Below are 23,492 nucleotides of genomic sequence, written 5' to 3' on the forward strand. Positions count from 1 at the left end.
TGATTGCGCTTTATCTATTCACAAAGTCATTTCCCAAAGCGGTCGCGGCGTACCGGTGACGGGCACGGGTTCGGCGATGGCGTTGAGAAAACCTGACTCATGAATGAACTAATTTTCCGGAATAGAAAGAACTTTGTCAACAACAATCGATCTCTCAACCCAAAAAACTGACGCTTCCCAAAACCGACAATTCCCACTTCAGGATTGACTTACGACAGTTACTCCATCGGGATTCACACGAAATGGCAGCACGCGGCCGCCGTTCTTGTGAATCGCCTCCGCCACGGAATCGTGACTACCCTCGCGAACGAATAAGACGAAACAACCGCCACCGCCGGCTCCACAGACTTTTGCAGCCACTGCTCCCTTTCGCTTTGCGGCTGCGATCAGTTTCTCGATGAGCGGTGTGCTAATTCCCGGAGCATTCGTGCGGCGAAGCTTCCATTCTTCACCAAGCAGCCTTCCCACTTCGGGCCAGTCGCCGGATTCGAGAGCCGCATGCATGGAGCGGGCGATCTCGCCGATTTGCTGGAAGTTGCGAAACACGCGCTTGTCGCCGTTGATGTGCGCCTTGAATACTTCCCAATTGTTGATTCCAGATTGCCGCGGAGCTCCCGTATAAACGAGCACAAATCGAGACTCAATGTCCTCGGGCGCGACGGCGATTGACTGGCGATGGATTCCATCTACGTCCAGATGAATCGCGTTCACTCCACCATAGAGAGCGGGATAGTAGTCCTGGCATCCTGTCGGGACCTTGATGAGTTGCGCTTCAACGTTCTGAGCGATCTGCCGAATCTGTTCGCGATCGAGCTGGCGTCTGTTGTAGCGCGCCAGAGCGGCAACGGTTGCGACCATCAGCGCGGACGATCCCGAGATCCCCGCCCCTGCCGGCGATTCCGAATTGGTTTCTATCGTGAATCCACGGCCATTTGCCGGACCTGCAGGCATGAAGAAATGAATGAGATGCGCGGCCAGATGATGCTGGACTTTCTTTGCCCGGCAAAACTCGTCGAAATCGCGGAAGTGATCTTCGCGGCCAGTATCGATGGATTTGAAATGGATGGAAGCGTCACGACCGGGAATGATCTGGCAGCGGGTGAGAATGTTTACCGCAAAATTAACCGTCACAGCTCCGGGGTGAAAGAGATACAAGGGCCAGAGATCGAGCGTACTGCCGGCGAGGTCGACTCGACAGGAAGCGTGGGCAACGATGTCAGCGGTTGCAGGCTGTGGTTGAGAAGAAGCTAAGGATTTCGGCATCAGCTCTCAGTGAAGAACTGGGCGATGTTGCGAAATTTATCGTAGCGCGCAGCCAGCAGTTGATCGCACGGCATCGACTTCAGCTCACGCAGATACCGCTGAAGGGCTTCATCGAGCAACGCGGCGGCAGCATCGGGATCGTTATGAGCACCGCCATCCGGTTCTGGAATGATACCGTCGATGCATTTGAGCTCTTGCAGATCCTCGGCGGTAATTCTCATCGCCTGCGCAGCCGCTTCTTTCTTCGTGGCATCGCGCCACATGATCGATGCGCAGCCTTCGGGCGAGATCACGGAGTAAATGGAGTTCTCCATCATCAGCACACGATCGGCAACGGCAATCGCCAAAGCTCCGCCGCTGCCTCCTTCGCCGGTCACAATGGCAATGGATGGCACTCGCAGCCGCGCCATTTCCCGCAGGTTCACAGCGATTGCCTCCCCCTGACCACGCTCCTCGGCTCCCAATCCGGGAAATGCTCCCGGGATGTCGATAAAGCTGATCACAAGACGGTGAAACTTCTCCGCCAGCTTCATTGCGCGCAGAGCCTTGCGGTAGCCTTCAGGATTCGCCATGCCGAAGTTTCGCTGGACACGCTGCTTGGCATCGCGTCCCTTCTGCGTTCCGAGCAGCAGGACCTCTTCACCGTGGAAACGGGCCATCCCGCAAAGCAGGGCTGGATCGTCTGAAAAACGGCGATCGCCATGAATCTCGCTCCAGTCCGAAAATATCCGGTCTACATAATCCTGAAAATACGGGCGCTGCGGATGCCGTGCGAGTTCTGTCTTTTGCCACGCTGAGCTGACGGTCTCAAGCTGATTGCGAAGCGCTTCTATCTGGCGGTGAAGTTCATAGAGCTGCTGCTTGGTTTGAATGTCGGCGCCGGGAATAGATTCCAAATGCGATATCTGGCGCTCGATACTTTCTATGTCTTTTCTGGCCTTAGTAGCTGCGTCCATGAATGGAGGAGGTGTGGCACTGAGGGCAGTAGCGCTCAATCAATCACCTGAACGCTGCCACGTCCGCAGAGTTCCTCTGCGCGTGAAATGAAAAGCCGGTCAGCTTGAACATTATATCCGTCCGCCTCCATCACCACCATAAAGTCGCCCGGGCGTTCCAAATTGAACAAGACCTTTGCTTCCCCCTTGCGCTCGCGGAAGAGACTGTGGAGAGCGTCTACGGTTTCAGTTTGAGCAGCATCAAGCGGCAGACGAATTCGCAGGGAACGGGGCAACTTTGGCTTTGCTTCGTCAAGCGATTGAATATTGGAAATCGCCAACTTCGGATTGGCGCCCTCCTCAACGCGGACGGAGCCGTAAACCAAAACGGGAACCTCCATCTTCAACTTCTCAGCCAGCCGTCTGTAGGCTTCGGGAAAGACAATGGCCTCGATTGAGCCGGCCATGTCTTCCAGTACTGCCTGAGCATAGAGATCGCCTTTGCGCGACTTCACCACGCGTACTCCGGCGATGATTCCTGCGGCTTTAATTTCATCTTTGCCAGTGCCCTGCTTCATGGCGCTGATCGCAGCCGTATCGAGGGCATTCAAATCGAGCAGCTTGTCGCGATACTTCTCCATCGGATGACCAGTGATGAAGAAGCCAAGAATTTCTTTCTCGGCAGCGAGCCGCTGATGCTCGTCCCAATCTGGAACATCCGGCAAACGGTCTTCTTGCTGCGGCATCTCTGACTGGAAAACACCGAAAAGGCCGTGCTGGCCCATCTCGGCGTCGCGTTGCGTTTTCTGAGCGCGCTCGATTGCCTTGTCGAGTCCGGCCATGAGCTGAGCACGCGTGCCGAACGCATCCATTGCACCGCTTTTGATCAGAGACTCGAGCACGCGTTTATTCAGCAAACGCAGGTCGACCTTCTCGCAGAACTCGAAAATCGACGAGAACTTCCTGATCTCCTTACGTGCCTGAAGAATGGAATCAATGGCAGTGCGGCCGACATTCTTTACCGCAGAGAGGCCGAAGCGGATTGCATTGCCATGCGGAGTAAAGTTGGCGTCGCTGAAATTGATGTCAGGCGGTTCGACCGGAATGCCCATTTCTCGACACTCGTTGATGTACTTCACCACTTCGTCCGTGCTGCCTGCCTGAGAAGTAAGCAGCGCCGCCATGAACTCTACCGGGTAATGCGTCTTCAGATATGCGGTCTGAAACGCGAGCAGCGCATAGGCGGCGGAATGGGATTTGTTAAATCCGTATCCGGCAAACTGTTCCATCAAATCGAAGATCTTCACGATCTTCTTTTCCGGGAAGCCACGCTCGACCGCGCCCTTCACGAAACGATCGCGCTGCTTGGCCATCTCCTCCGGATTCTTCTTGCCCATCGCGCGGCGCAACAGATCGGCTTCGCCAAGAGAGTATCCCGCGAGACGGTTGGCGATCTGCATGACCTGCTCTTGATAGACGATCACGCCCAAGGTCTCTTTCAGAATCTCTTCCAATTCGGGAAGTTCATATTCGACTTTACGGCGTCCATGCTTGCGCTCGATGAAGTCGTCGATCATCCCGCCCTGGATTGGGCCAGGACGATAAAGAGCGTTCAGAGCAGTAAGATCTTCAACCGTAGTCGGCTGATAACGACGCAGCACATCTCGCATTCCCTGAGATTCAAACTGGAACACGCCTGAGGTCAGGCCAGTGTGAAAGACTTTTTGGTAGGTGACTGAATCGGTGAGTGGAAGAGCAAGCAAATCGAGCTTCTCTCCGCGTGTCTGCTCGATGAGACGAAGCCCGTCGTCGAGGATCGTCAGGGTGGTCAACCCAAGGAAGTCCATCTTGAGCAGACCGATCTTCTCGACCGCCTTCATATCGAAGGCAGTCACGATTTCGTCGTTCTTTGTCTTGTGCAGCGGGACTAGTTCAGTAAGCGGCTGTGGAGCGATCACCACGCCTGCGGCGTGAACGCCGGAATTGCGCACAAGACCTTCGAGCTTGCGGGCAATATCGATCAACTCGCGAACCTGCGGCTCGTTGTCGTATGCCTGCTGCAGAGGCGGAGAATCCGTGAGAGCCTGCTCAATGCTGATGTTGAGCGTCGTCGGAACCATTTTGGCGATGCGATCCACGTCGCCATACGGAATTTCCATGGCACGGCCTACATCCTTAATCGCGGCCTTCGCCGCCATGGTGCCGAAGGTGATGATCTGGGCAACCTGCTCGCGTCCATATTTGCGAGTGACATAGTCGATAACTTCTCCTCGCCGATTCATGCAGAAATCAACGTCAATATCAGGCATCGACACGCGTTCCGGATTCAGGAATCGCTCGAACAGGAGTTCGTTCTGCAGGGGATCAATATCGGTGATACCCATCGCATAGGACACCAGCGATCCGGCGGCTGAACCGCGGCCCGGACCGACAGGAATGCCGTTTTCCTTCGCGTAACGAATGAAGTCCCACACAATGAGGAAGTAGCCCGAGAACTTCATCTGCTTGATGCAATCGATCTCGCGAGAGAGTCGCTGCTCGTAATCGCTGATGGTCTTCCGCAGCTCGCCTTTCGCCTCCAGCCCGCGAATGATCTCCAGTCGGCGCGCGAAACCCTGACGGCAGACCTGCTCGAAATAGCTGTCGAGGTCTTCCCCTTCTGGTACATCGAAGCGCGGAAACGGATTCTGCACCTTGCCGATCTTCACATTGCAGCGCTCTGCAATTGCCATTGTGCGTTTGAGCGCGTCAGGAATCTCGCCAAAGACGCGGTGCATTTCGTCGGCGGACTTTACGAAGAACTGATCGCTGTCGAACTTGAAGCGTTTCTCATCGCGAATGGACGACGCGGTCTGCACGCAAAGCAGGACCTCGTGTGCGTATGAGTCTTCACCGCAGATGTAGTGGCTATCGTTTGTGGCAACCAGCGGAATGCCGAGTTCTTTTTCGAGCCGCAGCAAATCTGGACGAATCTGCTTTTCCAACGCGAGTCCCTGGTCCTGGATCTCGAGGAAGAAGTTCCCTTCTCCGAAGATGTCGCGATACATCGCGGCGGTGTCGCGGGCCGCTTCATATTTGCCGGCCATCAGGTTTTCGCAAAGCTCACCAGCAAGACATCCCGACAGACCGATGAGTCCCTTCGCGTGCTGCGCGAGAAATTTCTTGCTCACGCGAGGCTTGTAATACATGCCGTGCAGCGAAGCTTCCGAAGTGATCTTTACCAGGTTGCGATAGCCTTCTTCGTTCTCCGCCAGCACCAGCAGATGGTTGTACTCATCCCCTTCAGGCGCTGCGCGGTGGTCATCTTTCTTGCAGATGTAAAGCTCGCATCCGATGATCGGCTTTATGCCGGCGTTCTTGGCAGCGTTGTGGAAGGCAACTGCACCAAAAATGTTGCCATGGTCAGTCATGGCAACCGAACTCTGCCCAAGGTCAGCGACTCGCTTGACCAGCTTATCTACATCGCACGCGCCGTCCAGAAGGGAGTAGTCGGTATGGAGATGCAGGTGGGTAAACTCAGGCATTCTGACGGCTCGTTACTCTCAATTTTACTCGGAGAACATCTGAAACCCTGCCTGCGGATATCGGCGCGCGTAAGTGGAAAACGCGGTAATATCCGCGCGAATTACCCTCCATTTGACAGTCTCAAACGGTACAGGCACAATCTCGCCTCTCCCCACAATTCCTCCCCAAAGTCACTACAGGAGCAAGGTATGGGTTTGCTGTTTGGGGTCGGTGTTATTTGGTGTATCGCAATGTTCGTAGCAGTCGCTCTCTGCCGTGCGGCGGCGGCGCAAGACGTCCGCGAGCAGGTCGGCGACTAAGTTCAAGTCTCAGCGCGGCTTCGGCTAAGGCTTCTTGGACTTCTTCGCTGCGGCCTCAACTTCATCCTTGAAGTTCTTGAAGAGCGGCGGATTCTTGCCCACGAGTCCGTCATGCTGTGTAGCTACCCAGAGCCGCGCTGCCTCCCTGCCATCATCGGCTTGATATACCGCGAGGTAGTCGTCAGGCGGGCCCACTTCCGCCCCGAACACCGGGCCGATGCTCGTTGAAGTTCGCCGACCTGTGGTCGGATCAATGCTGCCGGCGCCAACGCGAATTCCGCCCGTGCCTGAAGCCGCCCTGCCGGTGCGCACGGCAATCAACAGGTCGGCATCGGCCGGATTGATGGTGATGGTGTAACGCTTCCATGTACTCAGGGAGTCATAGATGTTCGCGATCGCCTGTCGATCGTCAGGCACAACCTTTGTGGAAGCGAACGAACGAAAATCAGTTTCCGCAATGAATCCCTCTGCCGTCTCATACCCGAGAGCAACGTATCTTGCCTGCAGTACCAAAGCGGGAATACTTGGAGCCTTAGCGTAGCTTTGCAGAGCCAAGACAAAAATGGAAAGCAGCAACACACTCAAGGACTTGCGCACTGTTCCCTCCACGGAGCGAAATTCTAATGCAACATTACGCCCTAAAAATTGCCAAACACTCGCGGCCAAGAAAGTTTCGGAAACGGTCGCGATTCGAGAAACAAGCAATTTTCAGCTTCTAGATCACCTGAGCAAGGGCCCCCTCCCCCTCCCCCCTGCCTCGTCCAATGCACAGTCGTTCAATCCAGAAGCTTTAACTCTGCTTTTGCGACATTCATCCCAATTTTGAACACAACATCTTGTGATTCCAAAATCGAAATCAGAATATGTTGCGATCACTACTTCCTTCTCACCAGGTTTCGCCGTTTTCCGCGAGCTCAGACCGGAGGCGAGGACGAGTCAGCCGAGTCCAGTATTGCCTATCAATTTTTGGTGCCATGCAGCCAAGCAACTGACTTACAACCACCATCGTGGCTAACAATGAGAAATAAGAAACCAATGCCAAGCTCCGCATCTGCGTATTCTCTTTTTATTCGCCTAATCATTCTAGAGCATTTGTCCAGAATCCGCCAGTGAAATCAGAAACATCCTCTCCAAATCCGGACGGAAACCCAGTGTCCCACGCCTTTGAGCGACGGTATTTTAATCCGTTACTCAAAAATGCCGTGAGAGCCTGGTGTTCAACAATGCAGGCGATTGCTACGTGAGCGCACACCCATGCTTGGATTGTTTGGTATCGATATTCGTTAATGTGTCACAATTGCTGGTACCCGAAATGAACAGCAGGAGATGCAATTTTCCGCATCACCGCTGTGATCAGTCGTAGAACGCGAAAGTGGCGGAATTGGCAGACGCACCAGACTTAGGATCTGGCGGGTAAAACCGTGAGGGTTCGAGTCCCTCCTTTCGCACCATTCCTTACTCTTTCCTCTGGATCCTTCGGCAACACAGCCTCAGGATTTCGCCTGCTGCCTCCCGCTTCGCTCACGCCCGCAAAACGGCTCAACTTAGGATCTGGCGGGTAACACCGTGAGGGTTTGAGTCCCTCCTTTCGCACCAGAAACCCGGCACTCGGCTTTGGGCAGTCGGCACTCGGTCCTTGCGGCCGTCGAGAGCTGCTTCTGCTGTCCTGCTTCCTGATAGGATTGCTGGTCTCAGAATTCCAGACAACATCAATCCGCAATGACAAAGACGATTCTTCTCCTCTTCTGTCTTTCTGCTTTTGCGTTTTCTCAAAACAACAATTCGCATTCCAACCCACAGGCGGCCGCTAATGACCAGCACTCTTCCAGTGACCGTCTGTCCGGACTGAAGCGCAATGACGGATTCATTCCGTTCTTCTGGGACGCGAAGAAAGGTGAGCTGCTCTTCGAGCTCTCGCTCGAACGGCTCGGTGGCGACTTCATTTATTTCACCGGACTGAGCAGCGGCGTTGGCTCGATCGAGATGTTTGCCGATCGGAGCAGCGTCGGCGGCTCGCAGCTTTGCCGATTCGTGCGCTCCGGACCGAAGGTGTTGGTCATTGCCGAGAACACCAGCTTCCGCGCCGAGAACGGTAGTTCCGAATTGAAGCACTCGGTTGAGCGCAGCTTTCCCACTTCGGTCATCGCCGCTCTGCCCGTCGAGTCGGAGCAGGGAGACAGTCTGGTCGTAAACGCCAATCCATTGGTGGTCCGCGATGCCACTGGATTGCTGAACCAATTGCGCCGTCCTTCGCGCGCCATCAATGGAGTGGTTCGGCAGGTTGCAAATGAGAATGGTGCGAACTGGCGACTTGACGGCGAGCGCAGCGCGGTGGACATGGAGCACACGCGCGCTTTCCCGCAGAATACCGAAGTCGAGAACATTCTGACGTTTGTCAGTGATTCGGGAAGTCGAGCCGTGAACAATCCAGAACCGGGAGTGCTCACTGTGCACGAGCATATTTCTTTGCTTGCGCTTCCGCCTGCCGGATATCAGCCGCGCGTTGCCGATCCTCGCGTCGGATTTTTCGGCGAGCAGTTTGATGACTTCTCTCGCAGCTACAAACAGTCGCTGAGCCAGAACTTTATTGATCGCTGGCGACTGGAGAAGAAGGATCCACGCGCCGCGATCAGCGAGCCGGTTAAGCCGATCACTTTTTACCTTGACCGTGCCATTCCCGAGCCGATGCGCTCGGCTGCGCGTCGTGGTGCGTTGTGGTGGAACCAGGCATTCGAGCAGGCGGGATTTCGCAATGCGCTCGTAATGGAAGACCTGCCTGAAGGCGCTGATCCGCTCGACGTGCGCTATCCCACGATTCAATGGACAAACCGCAACGGACGCGGCTGGTCCGTTGGCATGGTGCAAACCGATCCGCGCACCGGCGAGATTCTTCATGCTGTGGTGCAGCTGGACTCTCATCGCATGAGGACGGTCAACAACTACTGGGACGTGGTCACGCCGGGCGCAGCTTCGGGTCGCGACGATTCCGAAATGGACCTGTTCGCAGAACTCGACAATGCCGATCCGCAGCTCTCGGAAGATGAAGTCCTGGTTCGACGCATCGCACTCCTTGCCTGCCATGAAATGGGACATATTCTCGGACTTGAGCACAACTTTGTCACCAGCACCTTCGATCGTGGATCGGTGATGGACTACTTCGCCCCGCGCATCCGCATTCGCAAAGACGGCACCGCCGATCTGAGCGATGCGTACATGCAGGGCGTTGGCAGCTACGACAAGTTCGCGATTGAGTGGGGATACAGCACAGGCGTTCAGTTGCCTGTTTCGCCCGAAGATCCACAGGAGCTTGCGCGACTCGATGGAATCGTGCGCAAGGCTCTCGGCCAGGGAATTTTCTGGGGCAACTACGACGATCCGCGTTGGAACGCCTATGACGATGGTCCTGATCCAGTCACGTGGCTGCGCGAAATCCTTCCAGTTCGCAACGCGTTGGTCGCATCTTACAGCCCTACGATGCTCCGCCAGGGCGAGCCCATTTCGAAATTCGCCGCCCGATTCGCTCTTGTGTACCTCTTCCACCGTTACGCGCTCGCATCGGCGATCAACACGATCGGTAGCGCCAGGGTTCCACTCACGGTCGCCGGCGACGGCCAAAAGCCGCTCGAAATCTGGAATCCGCAGAGCCAGCGTGAGGCTCTCCAGTTGTGCCTGCAGGCGCTTCGCCCAGACCATATGGAAGTGCCGTCCCGAATCTGGAATTCGCTGGTGCAGCATGAAAACGCGGGACCCGATCCGGAAGCTTACAAATCCAGCGCCGGATATTTGTTCAGTCCATACGACGGCGCACGGTCCATTGCGGAGATCGTTTACGGCGGACTTCTCGATCCTGAGCGACTCGCTCGCATGGACTCCATTCATCACTTCGACAGCAGCTCGCCTTCTGCGAGCGAGATCCTTTCCGCTCTGGTAAGAAGCGCATTTGCTCCGACTGCGGCAGGCCATGCAGATCTTGCTGATGTTCTCCAGAACGAGTTAGCCGATCGATTAATGATTCTTGCTGCCGATGACAACGCGACTGCCGAAGTTCGCGCCCAAGCGTGGACGGGAGTAAATAGCGTCTCCGCTCACGTAAAGGCGTCCCAAGCTGGGAATGCAGAGGCCATTGAGCGCAGAATCGAAGCATTCATTCGCGATCCCAAGCAGAACGTGCCGAAGTTGAAGCCGTCAGGAGCGCCGGCAGGGCCACCGGTTTAGCATCGGTATTGTCATTCCGAACGGATGCTCACGCGGGAGTTCGCGTGAGCAGAAGTGAGGAATCCCTATAGTTACAGTAGCAAGCCCGAACATCTTCGAAGTCAATAGGGATTCCTCACGCCAAAAGCAGGCGTTCGGAATGACAATAAAACCTTAAGGCATCAACACAATCTTCCCGTAGCTTCCCGGCTGCATGATCTCCTCGTGTGCGCGTGCCGCTTCGGCGAGAGGCAGTTCTTTCCCGATCACGGGACGCACAACGCCATTCTCGAGGGATGCCACGAGCGCTGCGTGAATCCTGGCGAGATCTTCTTCCGGTGTGTTCCACAGCGTCATTCCCAGGATGATTGCGTCGCGCGCCATAGCATCTCGGGGATTGATTTCAATTGTGCCGCGGTTACCGATGACTACGATCCGTCCGCGAATCGCGAGCATCGAGAGATCCTGCGCCAGGTTCTTGTTCGCGAGCATTTCCAGGATGACGTTCACACCGCGACCGTCTGTAATCCTCTTTACTTCTTCAGCGACGCTGCCTTTGCTGTGATCGAGGACATGATGTGCGCCATTGTCGCGAACCAGGGTTCTTCCCTTTTCCGTTCCAGCAGTGCCGATTACGGTCATGCCGTGCGCGCGCCCTAACTGGACTGCAGCAATACCAACGCCTCCGCTCGCTCCATGGACCAAAATGGTTTCGTTAGGAAGGCCGTGAGCTTTCTGGAAGAGAGCGCGATACGCAGTTCCGTACGGAACACCCATCGCCGCGCCTTGCTGGAACGAGACATTCTTCGGTAAAAGATGCGCTTGCGCTTCGAGACACACCACCTGTTCGGCGTAGCTGCCGGTCACGTTTCCTGCGACATACACCCGATCGCCTGCTCGGAAACGCTGTACTCCGGACCCGACGCTAATCACTGTCCCGGCCGCGTCTGCTCCCGGAGTGTATGGAAGCTGCGGCTTAACAGCGTAGGTGCCTGTGCGCTGGTAAGTCTCGAATGGGTTTACGCCGGCAGCGTGAACCTTCACGAGAACCTGTCCGGGACCGGGTTGCAGATCGGGAACAGTCTCAACCTTCAACACCTCAGGCCCGCCGAATTGCTGAACGCGAATCGCCTTCATCGAATCTCCACTTACTTTTTGGACGCGGCCCGTAAGTAGCCGTCGGTCTTGTTCAGCCAGTCCTGGCGAAGCGGATAGAAGATATCGAGATCGACCGTGTCCTCCATGGCTTCCGCCTTGTGCGGAACGTGCGACGGAATGCAGAGCACCTCGCCTTCGTGTACAACAATTTCCTTTCCCTCGATCCAGAACTTGAGAGCGCCTTCGAGAATGTAGGTCACCTGCTCGTTCACATGGCTGTGCTCGGGAACGATGCAGCCCTTCTTCAGCAGTACGCGGGCGAGCATGACCTCGTCGCCTGTGATGATTTGTCGGTCGAGCAGCGGATTCACCTGCTCGAGTTCAACGTCCTTCCATGCCGTGTATTTCATAGGGAAATAAGGGTATCAGGTGGCACTGACCAACAGAACCGCCGCCCGTTCCGTTACCACTGCACCGTCCTCCGCTCCTCGCTGCTTCTGCGCGCCAACTCGACTCCGCGCATCACATTCAGCATCTGCTCGTGTGTGACAGCTATCTTTGATTTTCCCAATATGGTATCGCGGACATTTTGATAGAACAGGCGGTAGTCTCCCGCTTCTGTTTCCACGCGCTCTGCGCCATTGACCGACTGCAGCACTCCCCAGCTTTCCTGTTTCTCTTTGCCCCAGGAGTCACCTCCCGGCACCTCGCCGCGCTTGAGCACTTCTTCCTGTGGATCGATTCCGTATTTCATATACGCGGCCTTCTCACCGCGCACGAGGAAGCGCAGATCCGGAGCAAGGGCGATCATGCTGGCGCGGAGCAGAGCCCGCATACGTGGGTAATGCAGCAGGACGTCGAAAGCATCATCGACCTGACCTCCCTGGCGCTCCATCCGAAGGTCCGCGGTTACCGCCTCGGGCGTGCCAAAGAGGAGCAAGGCTTGATCGAGGAGATGAACGCCGAGATCGAAGAAAATTCCGCTTCCCGGTTCGCGACGCTCTCGCCAGGCATCGGGCCGCAGCTCCAGCCGATAACGATCGAAGTGCGATTCAAATAAGACGATTCTTCCGAGCCGCTTTTCGGCGAGCAGATTAAAGATGGTACGAAAATCACCGTCGAACCGCCGGTTTTGATAGACCGTCAGCATTCGTCCGCGTTGGTGAGCCAGATCGACCAACTCCTTTGCTTCGGCATACGTCGTGGTGAACGGCTTATCGACTATTACGTCCTTGCCTGCAATCAGGCATTGCTTCGCCAACGGGAAGTGCGAGGTATTCGGCGTGGCGACTACGACAAGCTGGATCTCGGGAATTGCGAGCAACTCGTCAATCGAACGCGCCTGAGTGGCGCCTGGGTAGGCTCGCGAAGCGTCATCACCGTTCCTCCGCACGATTGCGCGCAGGTTGAGACCCGGAACTGCAGAAATGATGGGGGCATGGAAGACACGCCCCGCAAAGCCGAAACCGACAAGTCCGACGTTGATCATCCTTTTGCCTAAGCTCTCATTCAACGCGTTTCATCCGATCAAGCCATAGACGCTCGCAGTCGTCCGATTCGCAAAACCGCCTTGGACCTGTGTACCCCCTCCCCCTCCCCTTATCTCGCAAAATACGTCATCGAAACGACTTAAGCTCACTTGTGATCTATTTCCCCAATTTTGTACGCAATATGTTGTATTCCAAAAATTCGAAATACCAACATCTCGTTTATTACTACTTAGTAATCACCCCTCTGTATCCATAAAGCGCTGCGCCCAGCGAGGCCACGGGGAAATATTGACCGCTTCGTTTCCATACTCTCGTTTGGCAGTTGGTGAAGAACACAGCTCCCATTCGGACAGCTCGGACATCGCCTGCAAAGGATCGGATCTACGTCGGCGACGCCGCATTCTCTTTTTCTTTGCCTCGCCACTTTACCATAATGGAACCAGAATATCGAGACGGAATCAAAGAAAATTATGTGGAAAGCTTTACGAAGATTCAGTCAGTTACAAGCAGCAGAACCACGGTTTTTTGTCCGCCGTTCGTGTCCCTCAAGTCATAAGCCGAGCGGCCGCGCAATTCTCGCCGTTCCCTGCCTGCATCCCAGCGCAGCTTCGCTTCTGACTCGCTTACGTATAATCGAATTCTTGCGGCGTTCTTCATGATTCAGACTCTTTTCGGCAGCCTCGACGAGGAAAAAAACAAAAAGCCAGGCTTTCTCGATCGCATGAAAGAGGCGGTCTCGCGCACCCGCGAGAACCTCAGCGAGCGCATCGAGGAGATCGTTGCATTTAATAAAGAGATCGACGCCAGAACGCTGGACGATCTCGAAGCTACGCTCATCGCCGCCGACCTGGGCACGGCGACAACCAGTGAAATCCTCGACGGCCTGCGCGAGCGGGCCACGCACAAAGAGATCGGCAACGTAGAAGAGTTAAAGCGTTTATTGAAGGAGCAGATCGCAGCAATCCTCAACCATTCCTCGAATGTTCCGGCGCGACAGGTTGATGGTCCGGAGGTTTTGCTCATCGTAGGTGTCAATGGAACGGGCAAAACCACGACTATCGGAAAGCTCGCGAGCTTGTTCCGCACGCAGGGCAAGACCGTTTTGATGTGCGCAGCGGACACCTTCCGAGCCGCAGCCATTGAGCAGCTCGAAGTCTGGGGTACTCGCACTGGAACTGAGGTCATCAAGACCAAACCTGGTGGTGATCCTTCTGCCGTCTTGTTCGATGGACTGAGCGCGGCAAAAGCGCGCGGCACGGATTATGTGATCATCGATACCGCCGGACGTCTGCACACTAAGCAGAACCTGATGGCTGAACTGGAGAAAATGCGGCGGACAGCGAAGAAGGTGATTCCCGAGGCTCCTCACGAAACTCTTCTCGTGATGGACGCAACGACAGGACAGAACGGCCTGCAGCAGGCGCGGCAATTCACACAATCGGCCGGCGTGACTGGAATTGTGCTCACCAAGCTCGATGGCACAGCGAAGGGCGGAGTGGTGGTAGCGATATCCCGTGAGCTCGGATTGCCCGTGCGTTATGTCGGTGTGGGCGAGAAAGCCGGCGATTTGCTCCCTTTCGATTCTCAATCATTCGTCGATTCCCTTTTTGCATAACTCATGCCAGCGCACGATCACGAACAGTTCATGCGCCGTGCATTGGATTTGGCGCGACAGGGTATCGCTCTGGCTTCTCCTAATCCGCACGTTGGCGCCATTGTCGTCGGTGCAGCGGGCGAAATCCTAGGCGAAGGCTTTCACACCTACGACGGTGTAAAGCACGCCGAGGTGCTCGCCATAGAGCAAGCTGGCGAGCGTGCGCGCGGTGCCACTCTGTATCTGAATCTCGAACCCTGCTCTCACACCGGACGCACCGGACCATGTGCCGACGCTGTGGTCCGCGCCGGCATCGTGCGCGTTTATGCTGCGATGCAGGATCCCAATCCCGCCGTTTCGGGAAAGGGATTCGAGCGGCTGCGCGCTGCCGGAATCGAAGTGTACGTAGGCATGCTCGAAGCAGAAGCGCGCAAGCTGAACGAAGCGTTTGCCAAATACATCGTCCACAAGACTCCGCTGGTCACGTTGAAGGCTGGCATGACGCTCGATGGGAAGATCGCTCCGCCGTTCACGCCGCCGGGCAGCGGAGTGGGCCTCGGCGACGCTGCCGGCGGATGGATCACCAGCGCAGAGGCCCGTGCGCATGTTCAGGAACTACGTCACGCTGCGGATGCCATCCTCGTTGGCGTGAATACAGTGATTGCCGACAATCCTTTGCTCACTGATCGCACGGGAAGGCCAAGGCGGCGTCCGTTGTTGCGCGTGGTCAGTGATTCGAAGCTGCGCCTGCCTCTGGACTCGCAGCTGGTAAGAACCGTTAAAGACGATCTGATCGTCTTCTGCTCGTTTGCTGAAGAGAGGAAGCGGCGGGAACTCGAAGATCGTGGCATTCGCGTTGAGCAAGTGAAGCTTGGCGCACTCGATGGCCGGCCCGACATCGCCGCCGTGATTCAGAAACTTGGTGAAATGGAGATCACGAGTTTGATCATCGAAGGCGGTGCGCTGGTGAATTGGACAGCTCTTGCTGCAGATGTGGTCGACAAAGTTTTTTTGTTTTACGCACCAAAAATTCTCGCCGGCACGGGCTCGGTACCGTTCGCCACCGGCCCAGGATTTCCGCGCATCAGCGAGGCTGCGCGCGTGCATTCGATCTTGCTGCATCGATTTGGGGAGGATTTTGCTGTAGAGGGCTACATTAAGAATCCATACGAATGCGAACAGAGCCGGAGACCGTAAGCGGCAGCGAGCGCCGATATTGATGAGGTGGACTGAGTGGACTGAGTGGACTGAGTGGATTGAGTGGATTGAGTGGACTGAGTGGACTGAGGTGGACTGAGTGGACTGAGTGGACTACTCGGTAGACTTTGTAGACTGAGATGAAGTAGGTTTTTGCTGGTCTGTCCATTCCGTCCACTACGTCCACTCAGTCCAGGTTTCGTAGGACCTGATTTCTTCAACAATGTTCACAGGCCTGATTCAACAAACGGGAATTATCGAGTCATTGACTAGCAGCAGCGGCACGATGCGCATCCGTGTCTCCGCTCCGAGGCTTGCCTCTAAGCTGACGGAAGGCGACAGCGTTGCCGTAAACGGGGTGTGCCTCACCGCTCTCAAAGCAACTGCCGATTCATTCGAAGCCGACCTCGCCCAGGAGACGATCGCTCGCACTTCCCTTTCACATCTCTCACCCGGTCGCATTGTCAATTTGGAACTGCCTACTCCAGCCGGAACTCCGCTCGGCGGACACATTGTGCAAGGTCATGTAGATGGAACTGGCAAGCTTGTTTCACTTCGTCCGACTAGCAACGGCAGTAAAGATCGCTGGCTCGAAGTTGAGGTTCCTGAGTCACTCACTCGTTATATCGTCGAGAAGGGCTCGGTTACGGTCGAGGGTATCAGCCTCACCGTTGCGAAGATCTCCGACACTCGCGTCACAATCGCAATCATTCCCCATACTTATGCGGCAACGAATCTGCATACTCTCTCGTCGGGAGAGCCGGTGAATATTGAAGTCGATGTGCTGGCGCGGTATGCGGAGAAGCAGCGGGACAAAGGACAGCGTTGGACCATTGAGGAGTTGGTAGCGAGAGGGTTTTGACGGAGCAGCTGGGCGCAAGGCAGTGGGCAGTCGTATGTTTCCTGACTGCGTTTCTCAATTGCTTATGGGTTTAGGTCGCACCTGGAGCTGGCCATCCGGCCATCTCCAGCCCACCGCTTACCGGCGGCGGTTCTGTTTTCTGCCTGCGAGCAGGGCGAGTTCGCGCCATTTCCAGTGGCAGTCTACGTCGATGAACCCAATTTCCCGAAGCCACTGTAGTTGGGTTTCGACATCGAGCAGCTTGTTTGAAGGATCCTCCTGCTCGGGAGCCGTGTCGATGGAGCGAAGGAATTCATGATGCAGGGCTATGGTTGGCGACGCTACATGCTCGAGGTTGCAGAAAACGCCATCGGGAGTAAGGAATTCGAATATCTCGCCATAAAGGCTCCGCTTGCGCTCGTGCGCCAGATGATGAATTGCGAAGCTGGAGATTACGCAATCGAAGCTTCCCATTTCGGGCAGCGGATTTGCGAGATCGTGGGCGATGACAGTTACATAGGTAGTTGAGCTGAAACGCTCACGCAACGTATCCAACATGGTCGGGGAGAAATCCAGAGCCACGAATTGCGTTTGCGGTCTCGCGGCCCGCACCAGGCCAAGCAGTCTTCCTCCTCCGCTTCCGAGATCGAGAATGCGAGCGGCATTCGCAGGGACAAATTCCAACAGCGCGGCTTCGCCCTCGACGCGATGCGGAATCGTGTCGGCGCGGCGAAGATATTCGAGCGCGTGCTCGGCCGAGGGCCAGAGGTTGACGTCGGATGAAAGACTCATTGTGGAAACATTGTCGCATGCGAGTCAGGAGAGACTGAGAGCACAGGTTTAACTCGGATGATGCACGCTGGATTTGGAAAAAGTCTCAATCTCCTGTCTTCCTGAAGCGCTTTTTTTTGCACGAAGGATCTTCCGGAATGCATAAAACGGAAATGCGCCTTCCAGCCTCTTCGGCCATGAAGCAACCGTTTTGGTAAGAGCCACGCAAGGGCATTTCAGGCGGAAGCATCGCGGGAGATCCTTCGCGCAAAAGAAGCGCTTCAGGAAGACAGGTTTTTCCAGTGTGCTGAATTTTCCGATCCCAGACAGGGTAATAGTCCGTGAGAAATGCGTTCTGCGGCAATCGCGCCTAAGGTTAGAATAGGCTGCGACTCACGGTCGTTCTCGTCCTGCGGTCACGCCACCTCGGCCCATGAATTCTGATCAGAATGCGCTTGCGGCGCTGAAGCGGTATTGGGGATATGACTCTTTTCGTCCTCTGCAGGAGCGCATTGTCAACAGTCTGCTCTCCGGTCGCGACACCTGCGTCGTGATGCCTACGGGTGGCGGCAAATCTCTCTGCTATCAATTGCCCGCTGCCATGCTGGACGGCCGTACGGTGATCGTCATCTCTCCTCTGATCGCTCTCATGCAGGACCAGCTTGCGCAACTCACGCAGATGGGCATTCCCGCGAGCGTGCTCAACAGCGCTATGAGTATAGGAGATCAGTCCGAGATCGCGATCAAGGCGGTTCGAGGAGAGTTTCGTCTGCTGTATCTTTCGCCCGAGCGCCTCGCTCGGAGAGACACGATCGACTGGCTGAAGCAGGTTCCGGTTTCGTTCTTCGCGATTGACGAGGCACACTGCATCTCCGAATGGGGACACGAGTTCCGTCCGGAGTACCGTCAGCTCAGCGCGCTGCGTCAGCACTTTCCCGACTGCCCGATCGCGGCATTCACGGCTAGCGCTACGCGGCAGGTGCGGCACGACATTATTCATCAGCTTCGGCTGCGCAATCCAGATAAGTACATTGCCAGTTTTCATCGTCGCAATTTGCGCTATGTGGTCAAGGAATGTGACTCATGGGCGCAGCCGGATCTGCTTCTGCGCGCACTCGGCAAATACCACGGCAGCAACGTGATTGTGTATGCGCCGACGATCAGGCGCGTGGAGGAGACCGTGGACTTCCTCGAAGCGCGCGGCATTCCGGCAATTGCTTATCACGGTCAGATGGATGCCGCAACTCGCCGAACAAACCAGGAGCGTTGGACATCCGACGAAGTTCGCGTCATCGTGGGGACGATCGCGTTCGGCCTCGGCATCAACAAAGCCGCGGTTCGCGCCGTGATTCATCTATCCCTGCCGAAATCGATCGAGCAGTACTATCAGGAAGCCGGACGCGCCGGACGCGATGGCGAACCTGCGGATTGCCTGCTGCTCTGGCAAAAGCGCGATATCGGCCTGCTGACGTACTTCATCGAGAAGATCACCGATCCTGCTGAAAAGGAACGCTCCTGGCAGCGCTATCACCAGGTCAGGCGATTCGTCGAGAGCAGCGTCTGCCGGCATCTGCAAGTGTGTTCCCATTTTGGGGAGACGCCCAAGTGGACCACGTGCGGCGCCTGCGATGTGTGCGGATCCCAGCCTGACTGGCTCGTTGTGCCAGTCGAGCAGCCGACGCGCAACCGAAAGCGAGCTATGGCATTCTCTGCAGTCGGTAACGGCGCTCCGCAATCGCTGCCTACGCCCGAGCCTCCGCTCTCCGACATCGATTACGAACTCAAAGAATACCTTCGCGAGTGGCGAAGACAGACCTCCCGCCAGCAGGGACTGGCTGCGTTCGTCGTCATGCACGACAGCACGCTCGAAGCACTCTGCCGCATTCAGCCATCCAATCTCATCGAAATGAAACGTGTTCCCGGAATGGGAGAACGCAAAATCGGATCCTATGGTGCGCAGATTCTTAAGGCCATGCAGGAGTTCCGTGCCGGTGCGCGTGCTGCCGGGAACGCTTCAGGAGTCAAGAAGACCTCCAAACCGTCAGAGGAAACCAGACGGCTGCTTGCGCAGGGACGCACGCTGCAGGAAATTGCAGAAATTCGCGGACGTCAACTTGGCAGCGTAGTCGCGCTCGTCGCCGACATGGTGGAAAGCGGAGAACTGGATTTCCAGCCGCAATGGGTCGGCAATGAGAAGGTAGAGGCCATTGAAGCAGCCTGCACCTCCGTGAGCAGTGAGAGATTGCGTCCCATTAAAGATGCGCTGCCCCCCGAGATCACATTCGATGAAATCCGGCTCGTTTTGGCCAAGCGCCGCTTCGAGCATGCGCGAGCATAGGATTTCACCACGGAGGACACTGAGGACGACAGAGGGATGCTAAAGAGAAAGTAGTTTTTCCTCTGTGGTCCTCTGCGGCGCCCTGTGGTGAAATCCTGCAGGGTTCGGTATTACAGCCCGCGCGGCACCAGTACGAAGCTGTCAATCGCAATCGCCGCTGCTCGTCTGTCCCGTGAGGGATCGAGGCGGAAGATCAAGCGAATTTGGTTGAAGCGCACGAGATCACAGTGCAACGGCACCTTGAATCCCTCAGTTTCGGAATGGGAAGTCATTACATTCATCAGATCTGAACTCTGCTCCAGGCGTTCTACTCCGAGTGACAGCATAGGAATTCCCCAAGTGCGCGTGTCGGCGAGTACGAGTTCCACCGAGATCGTTTGCGGATTCTGATCGGCATCAAGCATTGCGAGTTTGATCTTGTCGATATCGCGCGTCTCGATGGGTTCGTCTAAAGTTTGCACCGCTTCCATCTGAAGCGGCTTTCGATTCGAAGAGCGGACACCCACGTTCGCCGGGTCACCTTCTGCCCTTACCGAATCGAATGGGGGACGGACGAATGGATCTTGGAAAAACCAATAGGAGCCGGTAAATGGAATATGCAGCGGGTTCTTAAGGCCCATTGCCTTCCGATTGAAGACAAGCTGCGGAATTTGCCTGGAGCTGACCTGAGGCATCCGCTTTGGCGTGAGGATCACTCCGATGTACCCATCACTCCGAATCGGCGTCTCCTGCAAGCGAACGGCATGATTGCGCACGACAGCTCCGCCGGCTTTGCGCACGAAGAGGCTTCGCAACAGCGCCGCCAGTGAAGCGTCTCCATTCGAAGAAGCAATGAACGGCAGCAGGCCAACTAATACCATTGCCGTCGCGCAACCAGCGCTCAATGCAAGGCGCGTCCCATCGCGAGAAAGCAGTCGAGGCGAAATGTTTGGAGTACTCCCACGCGGAAGTTGCGTTGCAAGTACGGCAGCCCCGACAACAAAGAGTACGAAGGCGATTTCGCGCTCGGCAATCCAATTCGCCAATCCGGCTGCTTCCAATGCTGCCGTTGCGAGAATCACCAAGGCGAGCGATTTTGAGAGTCGGCTCAAGTCTTCCAGTTGAGAGAAGTTGCCGAATCCTTGTTGGCTTTGTATGGCTGCAGGACTCGGATATACCTCTTCATCCGTCACCCTTCGCAACACTGAAAATCCGGCGATCACCATAGCTGCCGCGATCAGTCCAGCCCAGGCTGAGCGTTCGAGGAGGAGGATTATTAACGGGGCGGTCCATACCGCAACGATCGTGAAGAGAACGAGATTTCGCCGAGTTCTGGAATCTCCGAGACGTACACCCGGGCCATACCCGGCGATTGCGCCTGAGAAGGCCGCAACCAGGACAATCCCGACGTACTCGATCGCGACAATGATCGGCGGCAACCAGCGAAGCTGTTGAAGAGACGGAGGTGTGATCCAGGTCCTGAGAACAACATAGCGAAGAGGACACGCGATGAAGCCGGTCATAAAGCCGGCCAGAACAGAATACGTAAGCGCGCGGCGTGAACGGACCCAAAATGGAACTTGAGGAGGCGGTCCTACGGTGCGCAGCTCTCCTCTAGGCGCGCCGCGCGGAATGTTCAGGAAGGACACGATGTTGGTGCATCAGCCAGGAGCTGATACGGGTTTTTGACACCTCAAGTGTAGTCCCGGTTCCCTCGCTGTATGAAAGGATTCGAACACGCCAAGCAAAAGGGATAGAGAACAGGAGAAAGGTTAGAGTGAAGAATGCCTGCTCTTATGTGACCTGTTCCCTGTTCCCTGTAACCTGCGGCCTAGAGGCTTCTAACAAATTAATTGGTGCTGGCGGATGCCGTCCCGAGCGTGTCGGTGCCTGCGACTGGGGGCGGCGACGCTGGAGAAGCAGCCTGAAAACTCGGCGTCGGGTGACTGTAGAGTCCGAACAGCAGGTGATAACGAACCTTAAGTACCTCGCACAACATCTGGAATGAAGCGCTCACGAGGTTCAACCTGCTGCGGTCATCGTGGATAGCTTCCACGCCAACCTCTTTCACAACGAAGCAGAAGCGGTCGGCGAGCATAAGCACCTCGGGATCGAAACCCCAGCGCTCGATGCGTTGACGCGAGAAGATCAGGCGTGCAGCTTTTCGCTTGAACGCCTTGAAGCCGCATTGAGTGTCTTCATACCGTAATCCCAACACGGAACGGACGACCATCTGGAACCCGGCGCTGCACATACGGCGATACCAGGGCACGGCGACCCGCTCTCCTCCCGCAACGACTCCGCGCGAACCAATGGCGATATCGGCACCTTCATGAAGCGCGGCGAGCAACTTGTGGAATTCCTGAATTGGCACAGAAAGATCGGCGTCGCATAGAAGAATAATTTCGCCCAGCGCGGCTTCTGCTCCACGGCGCAGACTGAATCCTTTGCCGCGGTTGATATGATTTTGCATCAGGCGCAAGTAGGGTAGCTGCTGCATGTGACGCGTGACCAGACGCGCGGTGCCGTCCTGAGAGCCATCGTCGACGACGATGATTTCCGCGTTCCATGCTTCAGCTTCGATAAATGCAGCCAGCTTGTCGAGAGTGGCGTCCAGGCGTCCCTCTTCGTTATAAGCCGGAATGACGATAGTGAGCGAATACATGGTTCACCTTGAATTCAGTGGGTCCATCGCTTCTGTCGCCCGGTGAAATCGCGACGGCCAGACTTCGATTGTCTGGGCCGGCTTCCTCCTTGAGGCTTTGTGTCGCCGCTTCAACGCAATGTACTTCGCGAATGACTGGAGATACTGATCGACAACCTTCTCCATCGTCATGCGCACCGCTACCGAGAAATTCTGCTCCGCCATTTCCTGCTGCAGAGTCGGATTCTCGAGTAGATCAGCCAGGATCTTTGCCAGGCTGTCGGTATTACCGTTTTCATAAAACAACATGGCTAGCTCTTCGGTCTGAGCCATGTCACGGAAATCAGGGATGTCTGAACCAATGATTGGCACAGCAAATTCGCAGGCCTGATGTGCTACTCCGCTTGGCCCGCCCGCGGAGGTATAAGGCAGGACCATCACAGTTGCAGAAGAGAAGAGCCGCCCAATTTCATCTTCTGGAACATAGCCCTGGAATTCGATGTGCGAGCAATCTTTCCAGCGTTCGCGCAATGACTCGACGTATCCGGGACACATCGGGTGATTTGAGCCCGCGATCACCAGTTTCGCGTTCGGGAATCGATCGGCGATCTGCGCAAAAGCTTCGATCAGAATTTCTGGACGCTTGTAGGTTCCCCATTTGCCAAATGCAAGAATGCGGTGCTCAGGATTTCCCCGTTTGCTGATGTCGGGAAATTTCGGAGCCGCGGAAAAGATTCCGTGTTTGCGCAGATGGACGTATTCACCGCCGTAGTTTTCAAGCAACAGCTTGCGATATGACGGCAGTAGAACAGTCACCGATCCGGAGAAGAGGATCAGCTTCGTCGCGATCGCGCCGCAGAAGCGATACAGACGTGGGAACCGCGTGCCTTTGGACAGATCCAACGCTTCGATTACATGATGCAAAGTAATGTGCGTATAAAAACCAAACAATCGCAGTAGGAACGCCGTGCAGATGCCGAGAAACGCAGGGACTGGCTTATCGCCAAAACTGGAGAAGACCAAATTAAACCAGACAACGTCGGGCTTGTGTTTTCTGGCGGCGCGCAGCAGCGCGAAGGGCGTCGAGGCGGAATTAAATTTCCAGCAGCGATCGACGTCGAACTCGGGAAGCTCTGCAGCGGGCTGATCCATCTGGTCGGCCAGGACCGTGAGGCTGATGAGGTCGTGCTTTTTGAGTTCTTTGGCTAAATGGAAACCGTACTCGTTGAGTCTCTCTGTACTCGGAGGGAATGCTGTGACTAAACAAACTTTCATGGGGCCCATCCGCCTTGGTTTCAGGAGGTGCTTACCTGTTTACAGATGA

The 23,492-nt window shown here is 55.8% G+C and carries 16 protein-coding genes and 1 tRNA gene; 6 read left to right on the forward strand and 11 right to left on the reverse strand.

The genetic code is table 11. From position 1 onward, the window contains the following. Positions 1-198: 198 nt before the first annotated feature. The 4 genes from VFU50_04530 to VFU50_04545 all read right to left on the reverse strand — a co-directional run bounded on the left by VFU50_04530 (position 199) and on the right by VFU50_04545 (position 6,619). Entirely contained in the window at positions 199-1,263 is a 1,065-nt protein-coding gene (locus VFU50_04530) for a hypothetical protein (protein HEU5232104.1), read from the reverse strand. Further along, complete coding sequence (locus VFU50_04535) at positions 1,263-2,258, reverse strand: acetyl-CoA carboxylase carboxyltransferase subunit alpha (protein ID HEU5232105.1); 996 nt, start codon at positions 2,256-2,258, stop codon at positions 1,263-1,265. The genes VFU50_04530 and VFU50_04535 overlap by 1 nt, the downstream gene beginning before the upstream one ends. Continuing rightward, a complete protein-coding gene (gene dnaE / locus VFU50_04540) occupies positions 2,255-5,722 on the reverse strand; it encodes a DNA polymerase III subunit alpha (protein ID HEU5232106.1) in 3,468 nt (1,155 codons plus the stop codon). Before dnaE ends, VFU50_04535 begins: the two co-directional genes overlap by 4 nt. Before the next feature lie 324 nt (positions 5,723-6,046). Beyond that, the gene (locus tag VFU50_04545) at positions 6,047-6,619 is read right to left on the reverse strand and encodes a hypothetical protein (protein ID HEU5232107.1); all 573 of its coding nucleotides are present in this window, start codon (positions 6,617-6,619) and stop codon (positions 6,047-6,049) included. A gap of 769 nt (positions 6,620-7,388) precedes the next feature. Between VFU50_04545 and VFU50_04550 the strand changes: the two genes are divergently transcribed. Then, a tRNA-Leu gene (locus VFU50_04550) sits at positions 7,389-7,473 on the forward strand. 268 nt (positions 7,474-7,741) lie between these two features. After that, positions 7,742-10,237: a zinc-dependent metalloprotease gene (locus tag VFU50_04555; GenBank protein ID HEU5232108.1), complete on the forward strand. Its 2,496-nt coding sequence runs from the start codon at positions 7,742-7,744 to the stop codon at positions 10,235-10,237. Positions 10,238-10,390: 153 nt separating this feature from the next. On the opposite strand, the gene VFU50_04560 is transcribed toward VFU50_04555, so the two are convergent. From VFU50_04560 to VFU50_04570, 3 genes are read right to left on the reverse strand one after another with little or no spacing between them, the layout of a single operon-like run. Next, positions 10,391-11,353: an NADPH:quinone reductase gene (locus VFU50_04560; GenBank protein ID HEU5232109.1), complete on the reverse strand. Its 963-nt coding sequence runs from the start codon at positions 11,351-11,353 to the stop codon at positions 10,391-10,393. Positions 11,354-11,364: 11 nt separating this feature from the next. After that, a complete protein-coding gene (locus VFU50_04565) occupies positions 11,365-11,724 on the reverse strand; it encodes a cupin domain-containing protein (protein ID HEU5232110.1) in 360 nt (119 codons plus the stop codon). 53 nt (positions 11,725-11,777) lie between these two features. Beyond that, a complete protein-coding gene (locus VFU50_04570; protein HEU5232111.1) occupies positions 11,778-12,803 on the reverse strand; it encodes an oxidoreductase in 1,026 nt (341 codons plus the stop codon). A 656-nt stretch (positions 12,804-13,459) separates the two neighbouring features. On the opposite strand from VFU50_04570, the gene ftsY reads away from it, so the two are divergent. The 3 genes from ftsY (at position 13,460) to VFU50_04585 (ending at position 16,457) form a co-directional block, all read left to right on the forward strand. Next, entirely contained in the window at positions 13,460-14,419 is a 960-nt protein-coding gene (ftsY, locus tag VFU50_04575) for a signal recognition particle-docking protein FtsY (protein ID HEU5232112.1), read from the forward strand. 3 nt (positions 14,420-14,422) lie between these two features. Further along, positions 14,423-15,595 (forward strand): bifunctional diaminohydroxyphosphoribosylaminopyrimidine deaminase/5-amino-6-(5-phosphoribosylamino)uracil reductase RibD, encoded by a 1,173-nt coding sequence (gene ribD / locus VFU50_04580; protein HEU5232113.1) that lies wholly within the window; start codon positions 14,423-14,425, stop codon positions 15,593-15,595. A 223-nt stretch (positions 15,596-15,818) separates the two neighbouring features. After that, on the forward strand, positions 15,819-16,457 hold the full coding sequence (locus tag VFU50_04585) for a riboflavin synthase (protein HEU5232114.1): 639 nt from the start codon (positions 15,819-15,821) through the stop codon (positions 16,455-16,457). Between the two features lie 117 nt (positions 16,458-16,574). Here VFU50_04585 and VFU50_04590 read toward each other — a convergent pair whose 3' ends face one another. Further along, entirely contained in the window at positions 16,575-17,228 is a 654-nt protein-coding gene (locus VFU50_04590) for a methyltransferase domain-containing protein (GenBank protein HEU5232115.1), read from the reverse strand. Positions 17,229-17,640: 412 nt separating this feature from the next. Here VFU50_04590 and VFU50_04595 point away from each other — a divergent pair, with 412 nt between their 5' ends. Beyond that, complete coding sequence (locus tag VFU50_04595; protein HEU5232116.1) at positions 17,641-19,545, forward strand: RecQ family ATP-dependent DNA helicase; 1,905 nt, start codon at positions 17,641-17,643, stop codon at positions 19,543-19,545. A 110-nt stretch (positions 19,546-19,655) separates the two neighbouring features. Here VFU50_04595 and VFU50_04600 read toward each other — a convergent pair whose 3' ends face one another. From VFU50_04600 to VFU50_04610, 3 genes are all read right to left on the reverse strand, one after another. After that, the gene (locus tag VFU50_04600; protein ID HEU5232117.1) at positions 19,656-21,173 is read right to left on the reverse strand and encodes a hypothetical protein; all 1,518 of its coding nucleotides are present in this window, start codon (positions 21,171-21,173) and stop codon (positions 19,656-19,658) included. A 200-nt stretch (positions 21,174-21,373) separates the two neighbouring features. Further along, positions 21,374-22,189: a dolichyl-phosphate beta-glucosyltransferase gene (locus VFU50_04605; GenBank protein HEU5232118.1), complete on the reverse strand. Its 816-nt coding sequence runs from the start codon at positions 22,187-22,189 to the stop codon at positions 21,374-21,376. Between the two features lie 3 nt (positions 22,190-22,192). Further along, positions 22,193-23,443 (reverse strand): glycosyltransferase, encoded by a 1,251-nt coding sequence (locus VFU50_04610; GenBank protein HEU5232119.1) that lies wholly within the window; start codon positions 23,441-23,443, stop codon positions 22,193-22,195. Between the last annotated feature and the right edge of the window lie 49 nt (positions 23,444-23,492).

The sequence above is a fragment of the Terriglobales bacterium genome (assembly GCA_035764005.1).
GTDB lineage: Bacteria > Acidobacteriota > Terriglobia > Terriglobales > Acidobacteriaceae > Gp1-AA112.